The sequence below is a fragment of the Amycolatopsis decaplanina DSM 44594 genome, from assembly GCF_000342005.1.
GTDB classification, from domain to species: domain Bacteria; phylum Actinomycetota; class Actinomycetes; order Mycobacteriales; family Pseudonocardiaceae; genus Amycolatopsis; species Amycolatopsis decaplanina.
The window spans coordinates 51,199-66,250 of sequence record NZ_AOHO01000085.1 but is presented as its reverse complement, the minus strand read 5'-3'; the positions used below and the strand labels follow the sequence as shown (position 1 = coordinate 66,250).

Here is a 15,052-nt window from a genome sequence, read left to right as displayed (position 1 = left end):
GTGGTTCTCCGGGGGAAAAGACCTTCGCCGGTCACGCTCGCCGCGTTCGCCGCCGGCGTGATCCCGTTCGTCCTGCACGCGTGGGCCGCGCTGCGCGGCAGCCTCGCGCAAGACGACTTCGTCATCACCTATCACGCCGCGAAGTCGGGACCGTTCGACTTCGGCTACTTCTTCCAGGATTACCACGGTCATCTCGCGCCCGGCGGATTCCTGCTCGCCGACGTGCTGACCGCCTGGGCACCGCTGAACTTCGCCGTGCTGATGGCGCCGGTCCTGCTGATGCAAGCGGCGGCCTCCGTGCTGCTGTGGGCGGTGCTGGTGCGCTGTTTCGGGCGCCGGTGGGGGATTCTCGTCCCGTTCACCATGTTCACGACGTCGACCTTGCTGCTCGTCCCGACGTTGTGGTGGGCCTACGCCATCCAGATCGCGCCCGTGCTGCTGGCCACCACCGCCGCTCTGCACGCGCACGTGCGGTATCTCGCCGACGGCGGCCGCTGGGCGATCGCTACCGTGGCGTGGACGGTTTTCGGGCTCGCCTTCTATGAAAAGGCGGTGTTCATCCCGGTGCTGATCGCCGGGATCACCGTGCTGCTCGGGGTCTCCCTGCGCCGCCACCTCGTGCTGATGGGGGTTCTCGCTGTTGTCCTCGCGGGCTACGCCGTCGTTTTCCTGGCGTTGACCACGAGCCAGGTCGGGCAGGGCGGCGGTCCGGTCACCGTCGGCACGGTCGCGGACATGACGGGCCGGATGCTCGGCGACACCCTGATCCCCGGGATGGTGGGCGGGCCCTGGTCCGGACCTGGTCCTGGCGCGACGTTCGCCGCTTCCCCCGTGGTGGTGCGGATCGTGCTGCTGCTCGTGGCCGTCGCGGTGCTGGTCATCGGGATCCGCGTGGGCGGGCTCCGGGCCCGGAAGGCGTGGATCCTGCTGGGCCTGGTGTTCGTGGCGGACATCGGGCTTTCGGCGGCCACCCGGCTCACCGAGGTCGGCCCGGCGCTGGGCAGCGATCCCCGCTATGTGGCCGATCTGGCGCTCGTCGTCGCGCTGTGTCTCGCGTTCGCCTTCCTGGAACCCAAACCTCTCGACCGGCCTTCGGATCCCGTGCCGTCCTCGGCGAAACGGCCGCTCGCCCTGGTGTTGTGCGTCGCCTCGATCGCGAGTTCAGTCGTCGGCTTCTCCCGGCTGGCGCCCGGGCTGCGGTTCGAGCACTCCCGGGAGTTCCTCGCCAACGCGCGGGCCTCGATCGAACGGGAGCCCGATCTCGTCCTGTTCGACACGGCGGTACCGAACGACATCCTGCACGGCTGGTTCGGCGAGAACGCCCGCGCGTCACGGGTGGTGGGCCTGATCCCGGGCTTCCTGTTCGACCAGCCGACGAGCCGGATGTCCCTTTTGGACGATGCGGGCACCGCGAGGACGATCACCGGCGTGGAACCGGTTTCCCGCGGCCTGCCCGGTCCGGTGGCGGGCTGCGGGTACACCGTCGGCGAGCACCTGGTCCGGGTTCCGTTGGACACGCCCGTTCTCGGCCGCTACCTGCTGAGGATCGACTACTTCACCTCGGACGGCGGCGAAGGTTTCGTGGACCGCGACGGGAAACGCGTGCCGGTCTGGTTCCGGCCCGGCCTGCACACGATGTACCTGCCGATCGAGGGCTTGTTCGACAAGATCGGTTTTCAGTTGTCCGCCAAGGGTGCACCCGTCTGTCTCGCGAAGGTCGACGTCGGCAAGCCGCTCACTCAGTAGGGGTCGTACGGGCTGTCGTGGCCGAAGATCTTCGCCACGGGCGCCAAACGCAGCCGCAGCAGGATCTTGATCCCGACGTTACGCAAGAACCACGGCAACTGGGCGAGCACGCGCAGCCTGTCCTTCGCCGACGGCGGGGCGAGCCGGAATCGGGCCAGCGACGTCGCACGGTCGAGATAGGTGTAGCGCCGTCCGAAGAGGACTTTCGCGATCGTGCCCAGTGTGACACCGATCGAAGAAAAACAGTCGTGGACCAGGATTTCCGCGCCGTCATCCAGGTTCTCCGACCAGCGCAGATCGTCGGTGTAGGTCCAGTAGTCGTGTTTGCCGTCGACGTAGAGCAACTGGATCGGCGGTCCCAGCGCGGGCGGAGCTTCGTGCTGTACTCCGCCACGAGCTCCACCACGTCCTCGACGCCCGCCTTCCTCAAGTTCGCCTCGAACCGTTGGCGTGTCGGCGATCCGCCGAACAGGCGTCCGTCGACGAACGGGTCGACGGCGACCACCCGCGCGCCGGCCGTGCGGGCGGCGCGCGCGAGCACGATCGTCGAACGGCCTTGGTGACTGCCGATTTCGACGATGAGATCGCCCTTGTCGAGGCGGCAGGCGGCGTTCCACAAGGCCAGGCCTTGATCCCGCGTCATCCAGCCTTTGACCGGTTCGGCGAGAGACCACGCCAGGTCGAAACCGTCCCCCAGGGGGCTCTGCCGTTGAGTGATGGGCTTCGGCGTGATGTCGCACCTGCTCAGGTCGCGGGGACGAATGGGTAGGCGCATAGTAGCCACGTTTCCGCCTAGTATCTACCGGATGGTAACCACCGGCGCGCTCGTGAAGAGGCCGAGCACGTGGATCGTGCTGGCGCTCACCGTGCTGTCCTTTGTGCAGCGTCCCGGCAGGACGACGTTCGACACGAAACTCGACCTCGCCGTGGATCCGCCGGCCTTCCTCGGCAGGGCGCTGCACCTGTGGAATCCCCAGGCGACGGCGGGGGAGTTGCAGAACCAGGCGTACGGCTACCTGTTCCCGATGGGGCCGTTCTTCGCGCTGTGCCAGGCCGTCGGGATTCCGGTGTGGATCGCGCAGCGGTTGTGGTGCGCGATCCTGCTCTCGGTGGCCTTCGGCGGCGCCCTGCTGGTGGCTCGCGCGCTGAAGATCGGGAACGAACGGACTCGGCTGATCGGAGCAGTCGGTTACGCCCTCGCGCCGAGGATGGTCACCGAAATCGGTTCGCTGTCCTCGGAAATGCTGCCCGCCGTCCTGCTGCCGTGGGTGCTGCTGCCACTGATCCTCGCCGATCGCCTCGGCTCGCCACGCCGTGCCGCCGGGTTGTCGGCGCTCGCCGTGCTGTGCATGGGCGGTATCAACGGCGCGATGGTCGTGATGGCGCTCGTGCTGCCTGGGCTGTGGCTGCTGACCAGGAAATGGCGGAGCACGCACGTCGCTCTGGTCATCTGGTGGTTCGTCTTCGTCGTCGGGGTGGTGCTGTGGTGGTTCCTGCCCCTGGTGCTGCTCGGCCAGTACAGCCTGCCGTTCCTCGACTACATCGAATCCGCGACGAACACCACGGCGCCGATGTCGCTGTTCGAGGTGCTGCGCGGCACGAACCAGTGGGTCGCCTACGTCGTGCAGGGCACGCCGTGGTGGCCGTCCGGCTGGGCGCTGATCGACAATCCCGTGCTGATGGCGGCCACCGGGCTGGTGGCCGCGGTCGGGCTGTTCGGTCTCGCACGACGCGGCCTGCCCGAACGGCGTTTCCTGGTGCTCGGTGTCCTGACCGGGCTGACCCTGCTGACCGTCGGCTATGTCGGGACGCTCGACAGCCCGCTGGCGGAACCCGTGCGGCATCTGCTCGACGGTCCGCTCGCGCCGCTGCGGAACGTGCACAAGTTCGAACCGGTGCTGCGCCTGCCGTTGATGCTGGCGTTCGTCCACGGCATCACGACCGCCGCGCCGGCGGTGCGGCGGAATCTGCGGCCCGCCTTGGGCGCACTGCTGGTCTTGGTGATGGCCGCGCCGGTATGGCTGCTGACGCTGCGGCCGGGGCCGGGCTGGGACGAAGTGCCGGGATATTGGTACGACGCGATGGGATATGTGGCCAAAACCGATGCGACGGCGCGCACGCTGCTGTTGCCCGCGACCGGGTTCGGTGAATACGACTGGGGCCGTACGGTGGACGAACCCGCGCAGGCCATCGCCGACAGCCCGTGGGCCGTGCGAAATCAGGTCCCGTTGGGGTCGGAAGGCAACACCCGCCTGATGGACTCGGTCGACGCGGCCCTGGCCGACGGCAGAGGGGATCCCGGGCTCGCCGCACTGCTCGCGCGATCGGGTTACCGATTCCTGGTGCTGCGCGGCGACATCGACCGCGCCAAGGTCGGCGCGCCCGACTTCACGACGTTGCGCGCAGGGCTGGCGGGATCGCCGGGGATCGAGAAGTCGGCCCAGTTCGGGCCGCTGGAGATCTTCGAGGTGAAACGGCCGGTGCCGCTCGTCACCGCGACGTCCGCGAAGGACGTCCCGACGGTGAGCGGCGGTCCGGAGAACCTCCTGCCGCTGATGAATTCCGGACAGCTCGATCCCGGCACGCCGACGGTGCTGACCGGGGACGGCGGTTCGCCGACCGGGCCGAGGTTGGTCACCGACGGGCTGCGTCGCGCCGAACGCAACGTCGGCGGGGTGCGGGACAACCTGAGCCAGACGCTGACCGCCGGGGAATCGGCACGACAGCAACGAGCCGCGCTGGACGTCTTGCCGTTCCCGGGCGAACAGCACCAGACCGTGGCCGCGTACCGGGGGATCCGTTCGGTCAGCGCGTCGACGGCGGCGTCGTTCGCGGACGCGTTCGGCGGTTCGGATCCGAGCCATCAGCCGTTCGCCGCGCTGGACGGAGATCCGCGCACCGCTTGGCATTCCTCGAGCTTCACCGGTCCGATCGGGGAATGGCTCGAAGTCGAACTCGATACACCGAGGCTGGTGAACACGGTCGATCTCGCGATGGTCGACGACATCCGCGTCGGCTGGCCGCCGACCCGGATCCGGATCACCACGGACAACGGTTCCGTCGATCACCAGGTCGTCCGGGGCGAAGGGGCGCACACCTACCCGGCGCCGGCGGGGGTGACGCGCAAGGTGCGGATCACGTTGCTGTCGCTCGTGGTCGGCAGGCAGGACGGCAACGTCGGGATCTCGGAACTGAAGATCCCCGGCGCCGAACCGCAACGCGCGCTCGAAGTCCCCTCCGACCTGCCCGCCGGTGCGGCGCCGGGTTTCGCGTTCACGCGCGGGCAGCAGCCGAGGTACGCGTGCGTGCCCGACGGCGGGCACGTCCGCTGTGCTGCCAACGCGGCCCGCGAGGGTGAAGAACCGGACGGGATCCGACGGCTGTTCTCGACGGCGTCACAGAGCGCTTACGAGTTCGGTGGCACCGTGCTGCCCGCCGGCGGCGGCCGGGTTCCGATGGCCTTGCCCGGCGTGCAGGCGTCGGCGACGTCGCAACTGGGCGGGGATCCGTCCGCGAGCGCGTTCGCCGCGGTGGACGGGAATCCCGCGACCGCCTGGCAGCCCGATGTCACCGACCTGCGGCCGACGATGACCCTGGACTGGGCGAAACCACAGACGATCTCCGGAATCCGTGTCACCGCCGATCCGGGCGGGACGGCTCGGGCGCCTGTGCGGCTGGAACTGACGACGCCGACGTCGAGCCGCTCTGTCGAACTCGACGCCTCCGGCTCGGCGACGTTCCCGCCACTGGACACCTCGCAGCTGAAGATCGCATTCGCCGGCCTCGACGACGACCAGCGGACCCGGAACTCGCTGGGAATCGGGAGCCTGTCCCTGACCGGCGCCGAACTTCCCACTCCGGCGACGGAATTCGCGGCGCCCTGCGGATCGGGTCCGAACGTCCACCTGGACGGCTTCGACTACGACACGTCCGTGCGCGGCACGCTCGCCGACTTCGTCGCGCACCGGCCGCTGACGCTGTCCGCGTGCCCCGATTCGTCGGGCGGCGTCGACCTGGCGGCGGGCGGACACGAACTGCGGACCGACCGGTCCGAGTCCTTCGTGGTCCAAGACCTGTGGCTGAAGCCCACTGGACAGGCTTCGGGCCCCGCCGGGCACCGCGCCGTCACCGTGGACTCCTGGGACGCGACGTCCCGATCGGTCTCCGTCGCGGGCGGCGACGAGTCCATTTTGGCCGTTCCGGAGAACGCGAACGCGGGCTGGACCGCTTCGCTGAACGGGACCCCACTGGTGAAGACACGCGTCGACGGCTGGCAGCAGGCGTGGATCCTGCCCGCCGGCTCCGGCGGTGTCGTCCAGCTCGAGTTCACGCCGGACCGGAAGTACCGGTCCGGTCTGCTGATCGGCGCTGTCGCGATCCTGATGGTGCTGATCGGCGTGCTGTGGCCGGTCCGTCGGCGGCGTGTGTCTTCCGAGCCCGGCTCCGGGCGGGTGGTCCCGGTGGTGCTCATCGGACTGCTGGCCGTACTGGGCGGAATGCTGCCGATCGTGCTGCTGATCGCCGTCCTGCTGGCCCGCCAGTTCAGCGAACGCGCGCCGCGGTACCTCGCTTTCGGCGGCATGGTCGTGGGAACGCTCGTCGCGGTGGTGGGGCGGCTGCTGGGGCACGGTCAGGAGTGGGCCTATGGTCCGGTGACCCAGGCTTCGCTGCTGCTGGCCGCGGCGGCGATGGTGGCGATGTGTGTGCCTTGGTTCGCTGGACGTGAGCCAGAGGGTGACCCAGCGTGAGGGGTGTGTGGAAACAGGGACGTTGAGTGTCCCTTTTTCCACACACCCCGGCTTCACCGGACCGGTCACGACGTGAATCCGCGGCTTCTGTCGGTGCCCCGGCTCAAGCTGATCAGGTGCGAAGAGGAGAGTGGGCACAGCACCCATTGATGACGAGCGGTCCGGCCGTGGTCGGGGTCAAGCGGCTCGAAGAACTCGGCGTGCCCAGACGAACCATCTGGCGCCGGTGCGAGCCCTGCGGTGTCTGGCGGATGCTGCTGCCCGGGGTAGTGCTGCTCGGGAACGGCGAACCGACCGAAGAACACCGGATCGAGGCGAGCCTGCTTTTCGCTCGTGAAGGTTCGGTGCTCACCGGAGCGCTCGCGCTCAAGCGTTACGGCCTGAGGAGACTTCCGGATTCCGAGGACGTGCACGTCCTGGTACCCGCCGGACGAGCGATCACCAGTACCGGTTTCGTCCATGTCGAACGGACGCGACGCCTGCCCACGCCACTGATCAGAGCCGGTGTTCCCACCGCTCCAGTGCCGCGAGCGGTGATCGACGCGGCGCGCCGAACCCCCGATCCGGACCTCGTCGTGGCGATGATGGCCGAAGCGGTGCAGAAGCGTCATTGTCTGCCGCGAGCGCTCGCCGTCGAAATCGAAGAGCGGTCTCGATTCGACGGGAGACTGCTACGGGCGCTGGTGCCGATCCTGGGCGGCGCGCATTCGGTCGCCGAGGCCGACGCGTGGAACTTGTGGAGGCGTTCGGGGCTGCCGGAGTTCCAGTGGAACGCGAAGGTCTTCGACGCGGCAGGCCGGTTCGTCGCGAAGCCGGACGGTTGGTGCGACGAGGTCGGGTTCGCTTGGGAAATCGATTCCCGCGGCTATCACTCCAAGGGTGACCACTTCCGTGCGACCCTCGCGCGAAACGCGCGCTACACCGCGGCCGGGATCGTCGTTCTCCAGACGTTGCCGTCCCGTCTCCGATCCGAACCCGACAAGGTCCTGGACGAACTCAGAGCGGCGTTTCGCAGTGCACAGCGTCGTCCGCGACCCGACGTGCACATCGGATGAGTGCCGGGTCACCGGCGCGACCGGAACTCCAGCACAGCGCCGGAGAGTGCGAGAGCGCCCGCACAGCAAGCAGCGACAGTCACAACCTGAGCGGCCGAAGAGTGCAGCCAAGTCGTCACCAGCACCGTCTCCACGACGACGGTCGCCCACATCAGCACGGTCACCCGCCGGTCCCCGGCGGCGAGGCGGGAGAACAGCAGGATCTGCACCAGCGCGAGCATCGAGCCGGCGAGGGCGAACGGCCAGACCGGCATGGTGCTGGCGGCGTAGCCGGAGCCGCCGATGAACGACAGCAGGCGCGACCCGAAGCCAAGGGACACGAACAGGACGACGGCGTCGAGGGCGGCGCAGACGGCAAGGGCGACGGGCAGGATGCGGCGCCGGTCGTCGCCGTTCGCGAAGCGGGGGAGCACCAGGACACCGACGGCTTGGGGGAGCCAGTAGGCGATCTTCGTGACGATCGCGCCGAGCGCGTACTCGCCTGCCTCGCTCGCGGGAAGGGTGTGGCGCGCCAGCACCAGGTCGAGGTTCACCAGGAGGACCAGCGCCAGCATCGCCTGCGCCGCGTGCAGGACTTCGCCCGCGTGCCATCCCGCCTTGCGTGGTCTCGGCCGTCCACAGAGGAGCCAGCCGCAGATGATCACCAGGTACGAGCCGATCGCGGTCCCGGCCAGCGCGCCGGTGGCGTCACCGCCGATCAGGAGTCCGATCAGCGAGCCGCCGACCTTGCCCACGCCTTCGAGCGACATGAGCCCGGCCAATAGCGCGAACCGGCCGCCGCCCTGCAGCAGCCCGTGGAAGAGGCCGAGCAGGGTCAAGGGGCCGAGCGTGACGGCGAGCAGCAGCGCGGGCACCGCGGAATCCAGGTGCAGCACGAAGACCAGCACCGGCGCCAGGATCAGGCCGATGGTCGCCACGATGGCGCTCGTCGTGAGGCCGAGCGCCAGGAGCGTCCCGCTGTCCTGCGGCTTGCGAGCCACCCGCAGCGCGACCACGGTTTGCAGACCCATCGCGGGGACGACGCCGATCACCAGCACCGCCAGCAGTGAACTCAGCTCACCGAACGCGCTCGGCGCGAGCAGCCGGGCGGCGATGATGCTCAGCGCGTAGGCGCCGGCGTTGTTGACCGCCAGCGCGAGCGAAACGAGGATCGCCGCGACACGCTTGTCGGTTCCGGTCTGCTCGACCTCGACGTCTACGCTCAAAGGCGCTCCAAGATACCGGCGAGTAATCGGGCGACCATAACCGCGATCGAGGCGGAAAGGGAAGAGCAGTTGGAGGCACGGCGCGAACGTCTCGTCCTGGCCGCGGTGTCGGCCGGGCTGGCGTCGCTGGTGTTCCTGCCGCTGCTCGGACGCGGCTTCGTCCTGAGCTACGACATGGTGTTCGCCCAGCGTCAGTCGCTGATCCCGGACGCGTTCGGGCTCGGTTCCGCCCTGCCGCGATCGGTCCCCGCCGACGCCGTGATCGCGCTCGCGACAACGGTCTTTCCCGGCGATGTCGTCCAGAAAATCGTCCTGTTCCTTTCTGTCTTCGGAGCCGCATACGGCGCAGCGCGGCTGGTTCCGACGGAGCAACTCGGCACGCGGATCGTCGCCGCCACCGGGTACGCGTGGACGGCCTATTTCGCGGAGCGGTTGTTCATCGGGCATTGGCCGCTCCTGCTCACCTACGCGTGCCTCCCGTGGATCGCGCGCGCCGCGCTTTCCCTGCGCCGGAACGAACCGAGGGCGCTCGCGCGGCTGGTGCTCGCCTGCGCCCCCGCGGTGCTCACCCCACCCGGCGGCGTGCTGGCCGCGCTCACGGCGATCGCGCTGGCCGGACCTCGAAAGCTCGGTCACACCATCGGTCTCGCCGTCGTGCTCAACCTGCCGTGGCTCGTCCCGACGCTTCTGCGCGACGGCGGCACGCTCTCCGATCCTGCCGGGGTGGCCGCCTTCAGCGCACGCGCGGAAAGCTGGGGCCCGGCGATCCTGAGCGTGCTCGGGCTCGGCGGGATCTGGAACGGCGACGTCGTCCCCGGCAGCCGGGCCGCGCCGATGGCCCCGGTGCTGACCCTCGTCACGGTCGCCGTGGCGCTGGCCGGGCTCCGCCCGTTGGCGGGGAGATGGGGGACGCCGCCGGCGAGAGCGTTGCTGCTGCTGGGAGTTCTCGGCGTCGTGCTCGCCGCGCTGGCGACACTGCCGCTCGGCGAGCCCGTGCTTTCCTGGGCCATGGGCCACGTTCCCGGTGCGGGACTGCTGCGAGACGCGCAGAAATGGGTTGCCTGGTGGGCGCTTCCGGTAGCGCTCGGGTTCGCGCTCGCGGTCGAAGCCGCCGCCGCACGTCTGCGGACCGGGTCGGCCCGCATCGCGCTCGCCGTGGCGGCCGCGCTCTTTCCCTTGCTCACCATGCCCGATCTCGCCTGGGGCGGTTGGGGAAGGCTCGAAGCGGTGCGTTACCCGGAGGACTGGAACGCCGTCCACCGGGTGCTCGCGGAAGACGACCGGCCCGGCGACGTGGTCGCGTTGCCGTTGTCCACGTTCCGGAGTTTCGCCTGGAACGACCACCGGACACAACTGGACCCGGCGCCGCGGGCGCTGCCCGAGACCGTTCTCGTCGACGACACGCTGCGGGTCGGCGGCGAGGAGATCTCCGGCGAGGATTCCGGAATGGACCGTGTCCGCGCCGCGGAGTCGCCGGAAGACCTGTCGGCGGCGGGAATCGGCTGGATCCTGGTCGAACACGGGACGCCGGGTCGGGTCGACCCGCGGTTGCTGACCGGCGCGGAGCCGGTGTGGTCCGGTGACTGGCTCACCCTCTACCGCACTCCCGGTGAACCCGCCGTGACCGGGACGCGATCACCGATCCCCGTGGTGCTGGCAAACGGAGTAGCGCTGCTGTCGATCGCCGCCGCACTGTTGTGCCTTAAGTTACCGGTGCGTACATTGAGCCGACGCAGGAATTCCCTGTCGCGGAAGGAGTAGGTCTTGGGCACCCTCATCGGCGCGGCCGCCGCCGTCATCATCGGGCTCGCAACGGCCGCAGGGGGGAGTTACGCGCTGACGAACTCCGCCGATCCGGACGCCGCGCCCCAGGTGCAGGCGAAGATCAAGGAACAGTTCAACCCGAACTCCAGCCCAGAGCACGTCATTTACGGCAACCGCTGAGCCGATGTCCCAGCTCGCCTCCGACCAGGCCGGCCGGGTCGTCGGGCTCTACGGCGACCCCACCGTTTCCTGGAGCATTCTCCTGGAGGCGAGGCTGTCTTCGGTACTGACGCCGGAAAAGGCGCGGATGCGGCTGGCGGTCGCGGTCATGGAGCGGCCGTGGCTCGGAGCCGCTCCCGAAGTCGAAGCCGTTCCCGGGAAAGAACTTCCGGCGATCCGCGATCGTTTCGCCGAGGCGCCGTACGAACGCGGCGCGCCGTTGCTCCGGGTCGCGGTCGGCATCGACGAGCCTGTCGTGCTGATCGCCGCGCACCACGGCGCGCTCGACGGTCTCGGCCTGCTCGCCGTCCTCGGACTGGTTCTCGACATCCCCATCTCGTCCGCCGCCAAGGGAATCGGCACACGCACGGCGGATCGGTCCTTTCTCACGTCCGCCTTCCACAGGCTCGCTGAAGCGCTTTTCGCGCCCCCGGCGAGGATCACCCCGGAACGAGCCGAAAGTGGCAGAGGGGACGTGTTCAGCGCCAGGATCCTGCCTCGCTCACGGCTCGGGTCCTCGGCTTTCGCGGCGGCCGCCGCCAACCTGACCGAGACGTGGAATGCCCGGCACGGTGAGAAAGCCGACAGGGTGGTGGCCGCGGTCGGCGCCTCGTGGCGAGGCGGCGCCGCACCCGAACCCCTGCACGACAGCGCGTTCTTTCGCCTGCGGCTCGGCCGGAAGCCCACGGTCGCCGAAGTGGGCGCGCTGCTGGCCACGCAGCCGCCGGAGCCCGATTTCCCCGCCCGCAGCAGCAGGATCGCCCGGTTGGGCACGCGGCTGCTGGCGGGCAGGCTCGGTTCGACCTGTCTGGTTTCCAACCTCGGTGTCGTTTCGGCCGCGGACGCGGTCACCTCGATCGCGTTTTACCCCGCCGCCAGCGGCCGCTCAGGAGTGGCGTTCGGCGCGGTGACCGTCGGGGAGACGAGCACCGTCACCGTGCGCGCACGCCGCAAGGACTTCGACGACGCCGCCACGGCCGGGCTGGCCGACGGGATCGTGGAAGCCCTGCGGCGTCTGTGTTTGTAGGTGAACCCGCGTCCGCGATCGACGTCGGCAGGGCGCGAGCTGGTCTTTCAGGTCACGCAGGTGGTGAAGGCGCCCTGCCACCGCGATAGCCGGGGCCTTCGGCCGTGGCGGGTTCACGCGTATGGTCACCTTGCCGGACAAACCTCAGCTCCGCCAACAGGCGTCAGGACCCTGGGATGGGGGACGGCCACCCCGGCCACGTCGCGCACGAGTGATTCGAAGCGGCTCACGCTGTGCTCCCAGTCGAACAGGCTCGCCCACGTGACGCCGGCCCTGCCCATTTCGTTCCGCCGTACCCGGTCGGCGAGCAGTCCGTCCACTTGCGCGGTGAAATCGGCGAAGTCGTCGGCCAGCAGCCCGGTCTTGCCCTCCACAATGGATTCGGCCACCCCGCCCGCCGCCCGGTAGGCCACGGACGGCACGCCGTGCGCGGCGGCCTCCATGATGACGATTCCCCAGCCTTCCTTGACCGACGGGCACAGGTGCAGCCAGGACCGTTCCAGGATCTCGTGTTTCTCGTTCTCGTCCACCCAGCCGTGCAGCCGCACACGGTCCTCGACGCCCCTGTCGCGGGCGTGCTCGCGCAAGACCTCTTCCCAGGGGCCCTGGCCCACGATCTCGAGCCGCAGCGTCGGCCAGCGCCGCGTCAGTTCCGCGACGACGTCGATCGCGTGCTCGATCCGCTTGTGCGGCACCAGCCTGCTGACCGCGACCAGCGTCGGTTCGGTCTCCCGGACCGCCTTGCCGCGCGGGGGAGTGTCCAAACCGTTGGGTACCACGGTGATCCGCGAGCCTTCGATGCCGAGGCCCGTGAGTTCGCCTTTGGTGATCTCGGAAACCGTGACGTAGCGGCAGTGCCGGAACAGCCACGGCGCCAGCCGTGACTCGATCCACCAGCCGATCCGGCCCAGTGTCTCGCCGAGCGCGCTGATCCACTGCTCCCGGTGGACGTGGTGCACCAGCACGAGAACCGGGCAGCCCGCCACGAGCCTGGCGAAGAACGGCATTCCGTTCTGTACGTCGACGACGAGATCGGCGTGTGCCTGCCGGATCGCCCTGAGCGCGTGGAGGTAGACACCGAACTTGTTGCCACGGCGGCGATAGCGGACACCGTCGCGCCATTCCCCGGCGTTCGCGCCCGGATAAGCCGCGCACTGGATCTCGACCCGGTAGCCGGCTTTGGCGAGTCCCTCGGCCATCCGCTCGACGTACCGCTCGGAGCCGCCGCCCTCCGGATGCCCGGTGTCGCGCCAGTTGACGAGCAGCACACGTGGCCTTTCCATCGTGGTTCTCCCAACCTGTTGGCGACAATGCTAGGTTACCGGTGCGTACACGGTAGATGAATCATTCTCGGAAAGCGATGGTTCGATGGTCGGTAATCGATCGGTGACTCCTGCAACGATGCCTCATCGCGCCACTTTGCGTAGATCGGTGACGTTGTTCCGGGCTTTTCTCACCGAGCAGACGGATCCGGACGGTTTCTACTCGGTGCTCGCCGAGGATTCCGTCCGGCAATTGGCGCGGCACACTCCGTTGGACGGCCGGACCATCGTCGACGTCGGCGGCGGTCCTGGCTATTTCTCCGACGCCTTCCGTGCTGCCGGTGCCACGTACCTGGGCATTGATCCCGACGTCGGAGAGTTGACGGCGCGGGGCGAGGCCGGTGAGAACATGGTCCGCGGCAGCGGGACGAAACTGCCGGTGCGCACCGGATCGGTGGACATCTGCTATTCGTCGAACGTCCTCGAACACGTTTCCGAACCCGACGTCATGCTGGCCGAGATGTGCCGGGTGACCAAACCCGGCGGAACGATTTTCGCCTCGTTCACGCCGTGGTATTCGCCGTGGGGCGGTCACGAGACGGCGCCGTGGCATTTCCTCGGTGGCCACTACGCCCGGCGGCGTTATCTCGAAAAGAACGGGAAGGAGCCGAAGAACAAATTCGGGGAGAGCCTTTTCGCCTTTTCCGCCGGCGCGGCCATCCGGTGGGGGAAGGCCGCGCCGCTCGCCGATCTCCAGGAGGTCTACCCGCGCTACCATCCCTCCTGGGCCCAGTGGATCGCACATGTCCCCGGAGTCCGGGAAGTCGCGTCATGGAATCTGGTGATGGTGCTGCGCAAGCGTCAGTGACGCGAAGGGGAAGGGCGCCGCTTCGCCAGCAGGAAGACCCCGAGCGCGAGGAAGACCGCGCCGGCGATCCCGAGCACGATCGGCCCGGTACTTCCGATGAAGTCCAGCTTGCCCTTGTTCTCGCCGACCTGCTTGACCATCGCGTCGACGGTCGCGTCGGTGAAGGTCAGCTTGCCGTCGAAGACCACCGTGGGGGTGGGGTTCGCGGCCGACCGGAGTTCCTGGTGCGACCGCTGCTCCTGCTTGACCTGGATCCCGGTGACCGGCTCGATCCAGCTGGTGATGGTGCCCTGGTAGAACTGGCCTGCCTCGACGGAGTCCCCGGTTGCGCCGATGAGCGAGCCGGGCACCTTCTTCGTGGAGATCTTCGTGTCGGGGATCTCCTGGACGAACCTGTAGACCTCGACGCCCTTGATGTCCTCGACACCCTTGAACCGGGCCTGGACGGCGCGGCCGGTGTTGTCGTCGTAGACCTGGTAATCCTTCTGCTCGGTGTCGAAGGGGAACTTGAAGTTCAGGCCGGGCTGCGGCTTGTACTCCTGGATTTCCTCGGGCTTTTCGCCTTCCTTTTCGGGCTTCTCCTTGAGTTTGGTGACGAAGCTGCTGTTGGCCGAGCACTTCGCCTCCTGGTCGCCGCCCGGCGGCACGTAGCCTTCCGCGGTGCGGCGGTCGAAGCAGACCTGACGTTTACTCGCGCTGACCACGGTCTGATCGCTGGTGTCGACGACCGACACGGCCAGCAGCCACACGGCGACGTCCGTGCCCTCCCGCATCTCCGGCGGCGCGAAGTTCGCCGCCACGTGGGCGGTCGCCCTCAACTTGGCGTCGTCACGGATCTCCGTGACGGTCTTGCCGTCTTCGGTCTTCACCGCGAGCACCTTGGACGCGGTGCCTTCGAGGACCGACGTCGATTCCTGGTTCAGTGGCACCTTGGCGAGTTCGGGTTTCACGTAGGTCGGCAGCAATACCGCGCCGGCGACGGCGAACACCCCTAGGGCCAAGAAGATCAGGCTCAACGTTCGTCGCAACGGTCCTCCTGGTGAGACCACGGAAACATCCACATTACCCATCGGTAATCGGTCGCCAGATAGTGGCTCGCGGGCCGGTCAGCGTCAAAGGTGTGACCCACGGTCACAGGCAAGCCGTGCGACCGGAAGG

The 15,052-nt window shown here is 68.7% G+C and carries 11 protein-coding genes and 1 pseudogene; 7 read left to right on the top strand and 5 right to left on the bottom strand.

Annotation, left to right across the window (positions count from 1 at the left end):
* Complete coding sequence (locus tag H074_RS38360; protein ID WP_007035491.1) at nt 1-1,746, top strand: glycosyltransferase family protein; 1,746 nt, start codon at nt 1-3, stop codon at nt 1,744-1,746.
* On the opposite strand, the gene H074_RS41950 is transcribed toward H074_RS38360, so the two are convergent.
* Both H074_RS41950 and H074_RS41945 read right to left on the bottom strand, forming a co-directional pair.
* Nucleotides 1,740-2,090, bottom strand: coding sequence for a hypothetical protein (locus H074_RS41950; RefSeq protein ID WP_007035490.1), 351 nt, complete (start codon nt 2,088-2,090; stop codon nt 1,740-1,742). The genes H074_RS38360 and H074_RS41950 overlap by 7 nt on opposite strands.
* Nucleotides 2,091-2,161: 71 nt before the next feature.
* Nucleotides 2,162-2,389, bottom strand: a pseudogene (locus H074_RS41945) (class I SAM-dependent methyltransferase); the annotation flags it as partial.
* A 163-nt stretch (nt 2,390-2,552) separates the two neighbouring features.
* On the opposite strand from H074_RS41945, the gene H074_RS38350 reads away from it, so the two are divergent.
* Together H074_RS38350 and H074_RS38345 are read left to right on the top strand one after the other, a co-directional pair.
* A complete protein-coding gene (locus H074_RS38350) occupies nt 2,553-6,494 on the top strand; it encodes an alpha-(1->3)-arabinofuranosyltransferase (RefSeq protein WP_007035488.1) in 3,942 nt (1,313 codons plus the stop codon).
* 149 nt (nt 6,495-6,643) lie between these two features.
* Complete coding sequence (locus tag H074_RS38345; RefSeq protein WP_007035487.1) at nt 6,644-7,549, top strand: hypothetical protein; 906 nt, start codon at nt 6,644-6,646, stop codon at nt 7,547-7,549.
* Between the two features lie 8 nt (nt 7,550-7,557).
* Here H074_RS38345 and H074_RS38340 read toward each other — a convergent pair whose 3' ends face one another.
* Nucleotides 7,558-8,754, bottom strand: coding sequence for a lipopolysaccharide biosynthesis protein (locus H074_RS38340; RefSeq protein WP_007035486.1), 1,197 nt, complete (start codon nt 8,752-8,754; stop codon nt 7,558-7,560).
* A gap of 69 nt (nt 8,755-8,823) precedes the next feature.
* On the opposite strand from H074_RS38340, the gene H074_RS38335 reads away from it, so the two are divergent.
* Genes H074_RS38335 through H074_RS38325 form a run of 3 tightly spaced genes read left to right on the top strand, consistent with a single transcriptional unit; the run spans nt 8,824 to nt 11,764 of the window.
* Nucleotides 8,824-10,515 (top strand): MmpA family trehalose lipid delivery protein, encoded by a 1,692-nt coding sequence (locus tag H074_RS38335; RefSeq protein ID WP_007035485.1) that lies wholly within the window; start codon nt 8,824-8,826, stop codon nt 10,513-10,515.
* 3 nt (nt 10,516-10,518) lie between these two features.
* On the top strand, nt 10,519-10,698 hold the full coding sequence (locus tag H074_RS38330) for a hypothetical protein (RefSeq protein ID WP_037348252.1): 180 nt from the start codon (nt 10,519-10,521) through the stop codon (nt 10,696-10,698).
* Between the two features lie 4 nt (nt 10,699-10,702).
* The gene (locus H074_RS38325) at nt 10,703-11,764 is read left to right on the top strand and encodes a hypothetical protein (protein WP_007035484.1); all 1,062 of its coding nucleotides are present in this window, start codon (nt 10,703-10,705) and stop codon (nt 11,762-11,764) included.
* A 125-nt stretch (nt 11,765-11,889) separates the two neighbouring features.
* Here the strand turns inward: H074_RS38325 and H074_RS38320 are convergent, their stop codons facing one another.
* Nucleotides 11,890-13,032 carry a glycosyltransferase family 4 protein gene (locus H074_RS38320; RefSeq protein WP_007035483.1) on the bottom strand — a complete coding sequence of 381 codons (1,143 nt, stop codon included), beginning with the start codon at nt 13,030-13,032 and terminating at the stop codon, nt 11,890-11,892.
* A gap of 163 nt (nt 13,033-13,195) precedes the next feature.
* Between H074_RS38320 and H074_RS38315 the strand changes: the two genes are divergently transcribed.
* Nucleotides 13,196-13,894, top strand: coding sequence for a class I SAM-dependent methyltransferase (locus H074_RS38315; protein ID WP_007035482.1), 699 nt, complete (start codon nt 13,196-13,198; stop codon nt 13,892-13,894).
* Here H074_RS38315 and pgfA read toward each other — a convergent pair.
* Entirely contained in the window at nt 13,888-14,922 is a 1,035-nt protein-coding gene (pgfA, locus tag H074_RS38310) for a cell envelope lipid trafficking protein PgfA (protein ID WP_039924568.1), read from the bottom strand. The genes H074_RS38315 and pgfA overlap by 7 nt on opposite strands.
* Between the last annotated feature and the right edge of the window lie 130 nt (nt 14,923-15,052).